Source organism: Corynebacterium sp. MSK012 (assembly GCF_030232435.1).
In the GTDB taxonomy this organism is placed as follows: domain Bacteria; phylum Actinomycetota; class Actinomycetes; order Mycobacteriales; family Mycobacteriaceae; genus Corynebacterium; species Corynebacterium jeikeium_D.
Genome location: NZ_JASPJU010000021.1, coordinates 1 through 5,452 on the forward strand (window position 1 = coordinate 1; position 5,452 = coordinate 5,452).

4 protein-coding genes are annotated in these 5,452 nt (G+C 54.9%); 1 reads left to right on the forward strand and 3 read right to left on the reverse strand.

Annotated elements, in window-relative coordinates; translation table 11 throughout:
* Positions 1–99 precede the first annotated feature (99 nt).
* From pbp2m to QP977_RS10925, 3 genes are all read right to left on the reverse strand, one after another.
* Entirely contained in the window at positions 100–1,881 is a 1,782-nt protein-coding gene (gene pbp2m / locus QP977_RS10915) for a penicillin-binding protein PBP2M (protein ID WP_049172619.1), read from the reverse strand.
* A 113-nt stretch (positions 1,882–1,994) separates the two neighbouring features.
* Entirely contained in the window at positions 1,995–2,825 is an 831-nt protein-coding gene (locus QP977_RS10920) for a serine hydrolase (protein ID WP_012360808.1), read from the reverse strand.
* Positions 2,822–3,682: a LysR family transcriptional regulator gene (locus tag QP977_RS10925; protein WP_012360809.1), complete on the reverse strand. Its 861-nt coding sequence runs from the start codon at positions 3,680–3,682 to the stop codon at positions 2,822–2,824. The genes QP977_RS10920 and QP977_RS10925 overlap by 4 nt, the downstream gene beginning before the upstream one ends.
* Positions 3,683–3,796: 114 nt before the next feature.
* On the opposite strand from QP977_RS10925, the gene QP977_RS10930 reads away from it, so the two are divergent.
* Complete coding sequence (locus QP977_RS10930; RefSeq protein ID WP_016421371.1) at positions 3,797–5,377, forward strand: helicase-associated domain-containing protein; 1,581 nt, start codon at positions 3,797–3,799, stop codon at positions 5,375–5,377.
* Positions 5,378–5,452 lie beyond the last annotated feature (75 nt).

The following is a 5,452-nucleotide window of genomic DNA, read 5'->3' on the forward strand; positions in this document are numbered from 1 at the left end:
AACCTCGGCATCCAAAAAGGCTGGATCAAATAACCGCAACACGCCCGGAAAAGACACACTTTTCTTTACTTAACCCGTGCTAGAGGTTATGACGCAAGTTTATTGAATTCCAGAGAATTTCTGAACATCCGGCGAGCGAAGGAAACGCCCGGCCATTTCCACAGCTGGCTGAGAAGAATCTCCTTCGATTACAAGGGACGCAATCGCCAATTCCCCTGTCGTTCCAGCGAACCAGCCATTGGAAAGCTTGCCATCAATTTCTGCTGTACCAGTCTTTCCGCCAAGTGCACTAAGATCACTCAACGACCTAGCTGAACCGTGGTCAATTGTTGATTTCATCATCGTCCGGAGGCTTTGAATAGTTGTATCGCTGACATGCTGGTCTGCCTGTTTATTCACTACTGTCTGTTCGCCTTGAATGAGCTGTGGAGGAACAAGCAAGCCGCCGTTAGCGACAGTCGATTGCATGAGCGCAATCCCAAATGGACTAGCTAGAACCTCGCCCTGTCCAATAGAAGCCTCCACACGAGGAGGTCCAGCCGGTGTCCGCGGCACCGAACCAGTAAGTGTGGTCATCCCTGGTACGTCGAAGTCGGAGCCAATTCCGAGTTCTAAAGCAGTCCGTTGCAGATCATCTTCTCCCAAACGATCCGAAATGACCGCTTGGGTTGTGTTACATGATTGGGCGAAAGCTTCTTCCAGTCGAACGCTACCTAGATCGAAGTCATGATCGTTGGGAATCGTGCGTCCAGCGACGGTGATATTGCTAGGACAAGGTAGTTCCTCATCCATGCTGACTGCCCCTGCCTCTAGTGCCGCCGCTGTGGTCACAGTTTTGAACGTCGATCCCGGTGGGAATAGCCCGGTGAGTGCGATTGGCCCTTGGTTATTTGCCTTGTCATTTTGTGCAACGGCAAGGACACCTCCTGTTCTAGGATTGAGCACGACTAGAACTGCGGCACGTTGCTCACTGTCCACTGCTTGTTTTGCTGCGCTTTGCAGTGTGTTATCCAGAGTGGTTGCGATTGGCTGAACTCGGCGAGGCGGCTCAGAGGCTACCGTCGTCATACCTTGTGAACTCTCAGCGCGTATCGACCATCCTGAATTAGCATCGAGCACTGACTCCCAATATTTGTTCAATTCAGCATCCAGCGGAGAGTTAAGAGTTTTGGACACGCTTAAGAGACGCCCCTGCTCCACAGTGGAAATTCCCTCAAAGGTCCTAAGTTGCTCTTGTATCTTCCGGAATTCTTCCTGCCTCAAAGTGAGGAGCACGGTGTCTTCATCCTGAGACTCTCCCAAGGTCTGCTCGATCCACTCCTTAGTCGTTGTGGGAGACACTGGTGCAAAAATCTGGGCCAATTCCTGCGCTCTAGAGGCTATATCTTTGCGACCTCGTACCTGAATAACTTTCGTCCAGGTCATATATTCATTGCCCAAGCGATCTTTAATTGGAAGATCGTACTGTTTATCTTCAGCAAAAAAGAGTGCGGAATCATCGCTCAACTGAGCTTCGAAGATCGAAGGCAACCATTGAGGCTTACCATCCTGTCCACTAAGGACGAGCCGACCATTGCTCTCCAACTCCACACCATCTTTGGACCAAGTCACATGAGTATTCTGCTTTCCATTGGAAATATCAGATTTTTCGATGTTGACCTTCACACCATGAAGTGACTGCCGAAATTCATGAAGGGCGCGCTCCGGGTCTGGATGATCCAGATACCGTGCAGCCTTGCTGTCATCTCCCGCGTTGAAAGCTTTGAGAAATACGTCTGAGTCTGATTCCCACGGTAGAGCTGAACAGCTGCTCAACATCACTGCGGAGAGCGAACAGAGTGCAATCACCGACTGACGGAAACGATTGTGCTTAGTCATCATGGGAGTGACGTTAAGTGAGACGCATTGGATGCCACCAATATCACATAATGCAATTGTCTCATTTCATTCACATATAGGCGATGGTAGAAGTGTGTATTCAAGTGGCAGAAATTCTAACGAAGAGCGTCCACGAGCAGTCTAGCCACTTCGCCAATAGCACCATCGTGAGTACTCATTGCTTGTTCTGGCACCACCTGTTTCAGCATGATGGACACCACAATGGGCTCCTCGCCCTCAACCTGGATAATCGAAGCTTCACCATGGAGAAGTCCTACAGTGCCCGTTTTTCCATAGATATCAACGCCGCTTGGAGGAAAGCCTGAAGGAACACGGTGACGCCACACCTGCAACCCCAAGAGTTCACACATAGATCGACGTACCGCTGCACTATCGTCTTTCCAAACCTGTTCCAAGTCATTAGTTATTTCCGCCAACGAAGAGACTGCAGAAAACGCTATATCTGTACTACTCCCCCCTTGGGATTGAACATATTGACGCAATTGTTTCTCCGCCGTCACTAAGCTATTCCGATCTTGCAAGTCATAATGAGGTGGAAACCGTTTAAGAAATGCTTCTCGAGCCCACGCAGGCAGTAGACGCAAAATCTCGTGGGCGGCCACGTTATCTGACACCGATGCGACTTGTTTCATTAAGTCTCGGAGACTCACGTTCACTGCGTCATCAAAGGCAGCGAACCCATACCCTTCGTAAGTTCCTTTGGACGGTGCAACGTCAACACGAAGACGAGGATCCAGATCACCTCGTTGAATCGCTTCCAAAGTGAGGTGGAGGAGCCGGATTTTATATAAGGATGCCACCGTAATTTTCTCGTCTTGTTTGCGTCCGATAGTCACCCCATCGTGCAGTCGCGATGCACACCACCATCCCTCACACCCCGACCGCGTCAACACGTTTTCCAGGGCCATCTCCATCCGTGCAGTCATTGGTTAATCCTTCGACAAATTCTTTCGGCGACCGCCATGGCCTCGGCGCCATTGTCCATCCCACCTCGGCGAACCACTACATCCACGGAAAAATCGAAACGGGAAGGAAGCTCAATAGCATTGTCAAACTGGTGAAAACCGCGAAATACCAAAGACATCCCCTCCCCTCTTCCAATCAATAAGCCCCTACCTAGAGCATCCTCTGAATCATTAATTTCGCAAGACACACCCGACCGAAATAGCTCTCTCGCCAAACCACTGGCTGCACTTGAATTGTCATTCAGGTTCTCCACCAGCAGATTCAATTGAGACAAGGTCTTATCCAACCTTGAATACCCCGGCGGCACCACTAGATCACGTGACAGAGAAAACTGCCTCGCACTGCGGTGAGTACCCAAGGGAACCGGAGCTTGAACAAGCCCCGCATGAATAGCGCCTTCTTCAACACGGGCAAGAATCTCAACAGAAGGCAGTGACGACAAAACTACTCCATCATGCTGCTGTGCCTTTGCTGCAATACGCGATCCTATCTCGCTTGGAAGCGCACTACTGATGGCCAAACGAAACCCGCTTTGCGCACCACTTCGGATACCGTCAATCATCGAATGCATAGTCTGAAGATCGCGATTAATCACCCGGGCATATGGAAGCAAGGTCAACCCTGCCTCGGTTAGTTTCACTTCCCCCGCCCCTCGGATAAATAGCGGTGTACCTACACCAGCTTCTAAGCGCTTAATGGCATTGGAGACAGGCGGCTGACTCACTCCCAGTCGCGCTGCCGCCGCTGTAAAACTACCGGTCTCCGCTAAAGCCACGAAATACTGCCATTGGCGCAGATTTCCCGTCTGAGCAATCATGGGTCTCAGCATAGTGGAGCACGAGTTCGCACCACTGCAGCGTAAAATGATGTCTTTGGCTTGAGCAACACCGTCGCGGTGGCGTCGATAAACAAAAAGGAAGTGACACACAGCGTGGGCATTGGAAACGGACCGCTCATTGTGCAGTCGGATAAGACCGTGCTGCTGGAAATCGACCACGAACAGGCGCAGGAGGCGCGCACCGCGCTGGCACCGTTCGCGGAGCTGGAGCGCGCGCCGGAGCACGTGCACACCTACCGCATCACCCCGCTGGCGCTGTGGAACGCCCGCGCGGCAGGGCACGACGCGGAGCAGATCATGGACGTGCTGGAAACCTACTCGCGGTTCCCCGCCCCGCAGCCGCTGCTCATCGACATTGCCGACACGATGGATCGCTACGGGCGGCTGAAGCTCATCAAGCACCCAGCGCACGGGCTCGTGCTAGAGACGACGGACAGGGCTGTGCTGACGGAGATCCGGCGTCACAAAAAGATCAAGCCCATGTTGGGCGCAGAGATCGACGAGGACTCGATCGTTGTGCACCCTTCCGAGCGCGGCAGGCTCAAGCAGGAACTGCTGAAGGTCGGCTGGCCCGCAGAGGACCTGGCGGGATACGTCGACGGCGAGGCACACCCCATCGAGCTGTCGCAGGAACACGAAGAATGGCAGCTGCGCGACTACCAGGAGATGGCGGCCGATAGCTTCTGGGAAGGCGGCTCGGGCGTGGTAGTGCTGCCATGTGGTGCGGGCAAGACGATGGTCGGCGCGGCCTCGATGGCCAAGGCAAAGGCCACCACCCTGATCCTGGTGACGAACACCGTCGCGGGCAGGCAGTGGAAGGACGAGCTAGTGCGCCGCACCTCCCTGACGGAGGATGAAATCGGCGAATACTCCGGAGAGAAGAAGGAGATCCGCCCCGTGACCATCGCCACCTACCAAGTGGTCACGCGCAAGTCGAAGGGCGAATACCGGGCGCTGGAGCTGTTCGACTCCCGCGACTGGGGCTTAATCATTTACGACGAGGTTCACCTGCTGCCTGCCCCGGTGTTCCGCATGACCTCCGACCTGCAGTCTCGCCGCCGTCTGGGGCTCACCGCCACCCTGGTGCGCGAGGACGGCCGCGAAGGCGACGTATTCAGCCTGATCGGGCCGAAGCGCTATGACGCCCCATGGAAGGACATCGAGGCCTTCCTGGATCGCATGTCCCCCGGCGGTCTCTCGTCCGTTCCCCAGTCCCTGCGGTATTTGATTGACGACGCCACCAGGGCATTCCAGCAGGGCTCCGCCACCGAACCCCACTCGGCTCGTGTCCCGTCTCGCGTGGATACTCCCCAGCGCAACATCATGGACATCACTGGGGACTCCACCGAGATCGCCTCGGAGATCGACGGCGCCGTGGAGGGTTTTCGCCGCGCCCACGACCAGGCCATCGCCGTGGACCCGGCGGACGGCACGAAGGCCTCGGACACCCGGACCTTCCGCTCGCCGCGGGAGATCATGTCCGAGCTGCGCCGCGCCTATACCGCGGGCACACAGGTGCGCCTGCACTACGTGGACTATGCGGGTGCCACCAGCCATGACTGGATCTCCATCGTGATGATGACCCCCTCCACCATCTCCGCGGTGCTCGAATCCACCGGGGAGAGCCTCACGATCCAACCCCACCGCATCGCTGCGGTGGACGTGCCGTGCTAGAGGGTTAAGTAAAGAAAAGTGTGTCCGCATGCCACCATAACCCCAGACCACACACCACAAATCACCAAAGAATAG

Bases quoted from the DNA above. Each gene is read 5' to 3' on its own strand.
- QP977_RS10925 (WP_012360809.1), bottom strand. From the start codon at position 3,682: ATGATTGCTCAGACGGGAAATCTGCGCCAATGGCAGTATTTCGTGGCT.
- QP977_RS10920 (WP_012360808.1), bottom strand. From the start codon at position 2,825: ATGACTGCACGGATGGAGATGGCCCTGGAAAACGTGTTGACGCGGTCG.
- pbp2m (WP_049172619.1), bottom strand. From the start codon at position 1,881: ATGATGACTAAGCACAATCGTTTCCGTCAGTCGGTGATTGCACTCTGT.